This window comes from Bacteroidales bacterium (genome assembly GCA_012517825.1).
GTDB lineage: Bacteria > Bacteroidota > Bacteroidia > Bacteroidales > JAAYUG01 > JAAYUG01.
Map to the genome: position 1 here is coordinate 1 of JAAYUG010000050.1, position 1,550 is coordinate 1,550.

The 1,550-nt window shown below is 46.3% G+C and carries 2 protein-coding genes; both read right to left on the bottom strand.

All coding sequences use genetic code 11. The features are described 5' to 3' along the window. Positions 1-635: ATP-binding protein (locus GX419_03540; protein NLI23765.1), on the bottom strand; the 635-nt coding region annotated here is incomplete at its 3' end. Between the two features lie 16 nt (positions 636-651). Continuing rightward, a partial coding sequence (locus tag GX419_03545) for an AsmA-like C-terminal region-containing protein (protein NLI23766.1) occupies positions 652-1,550 on the bottom strand: 899 nt, incomplete at its 5' end.

Here is a 1,550-nt window from a genome sequence, read left to right on the forward strand (position 1 = left end):
ATGATATCGGGCGCTGCATTCCGATCCCTCAGAATTTCCGCCCAGGCCAGGAGAGAAGATGTCGGGGTTCCCAGTTGATGTGCCGTTTCCTTGGTCAAGCCCACCCATACCTTGTTCTGCTCGGCTTTACGCGACGCACTGAATGCAATATACGACACCAGAATAAACAGGGTGATAACTCCCAGTTGCACGAATGGATACAAGGTAAGCCTGGTAAGCAGAATGGAATTTTTGTAATAGATATAATTCTTCTCCCCTCCTCCGATTTCAATAACTATAGGATCGTGCTGGGTTTTCATTTCAGCCAGTTCCTTTTCAAGATATCCATACCTGGAAACTTTCAGTGAGTCCAGATTTCTCCAGGCAACTATTTCTCCCTTGTGATCCACTAGGATCACCGGAACCGTCGTATTATCCTGTACCACCTGAAGCAGAAAACTGAAATCCGTGCCATCAGGTTCCGGGGAAGCCAGCTTCCTGGTGGCTTCGGCCCAGAGCATTACTTTTTTCTCTTCTTCAGCAGAAAGTTGCCTGATCAGCTGGTTCGTATAGAAAAGAGAACCAACGCCAATAGCAACTGCCATAAGGAATAGCAGAAATTTCCAGCGCTGTTTCTCCTGGTAGATGTTCTTCATAATGGAACGAAGTTACTCATTTCTTTTTTGTCGTATCGGGCAGAAGTTCCTCATCCAATTCTATTCTGAATTTTGTCTTTTCTTCCTGCCTTTTGAAAGATTTTTCCTTCGCTTCGGATGAAGGCTGCAACGATTCATCAAACTCAACCTGTGGCGATGCAACGTCCTGTTGTTTGTTACCACTGCTGAAGGAAGTGTCGGAACGGTTACGGCTGAATTCTTCCTTCAGGATGGTTTTCAGGGTTTCCTTTTCGTTTCTCAGGCGGCTCTTGACATCAGAAAATGCCGACCTGGTATCATAGGCCACACGCACATCTTTCCCATCGCCGCGGATAACAAGATGGAGCAACATTTTATGCGCATCATCCGGTGATACAATTCCGAATTCGGTATTCTCCTTTTTCATTCGCCGTGCTTTTCCCGTCAGGACTTCATTCAGAAGAAGACGAATCCGGTAGGTATAGTTGTTGTCAAAACCATGCTCCCCCGAAGCCGAAATATTAAGGGCTGATGACTTGATATCCATCGCTGGCAAAATGACGGTTTTGTCGCGGATATAAATTTCATTTTGCAGGGTGGAAAAATAGACATGTCGAAGATCTTCCACCCTGATAAAATCGGATAGTCCCATCAATGGCTCAAAATTTATCAGCTCTCCCCTGGAAATAGTAATGGAAGCCCCGGCAAGAACTGTCTCCGGTTTCAGGCGAAACTGATTATCCCATTCGGCCTGAACATCAGCACTGCCGTCCAGGATACCCCTCACATGCTGATCGGTGATGAAAGTTTGTCCGAAACTGTTCATACCGGAAAACAACTGCTGAATATCCAGTTTATTAAAGCTGCCCTGAGCCCGTATCATGAAATCATAATTATACCGCTGCACCACCGCGCCGCCTCCGGAAACTTTTCCCG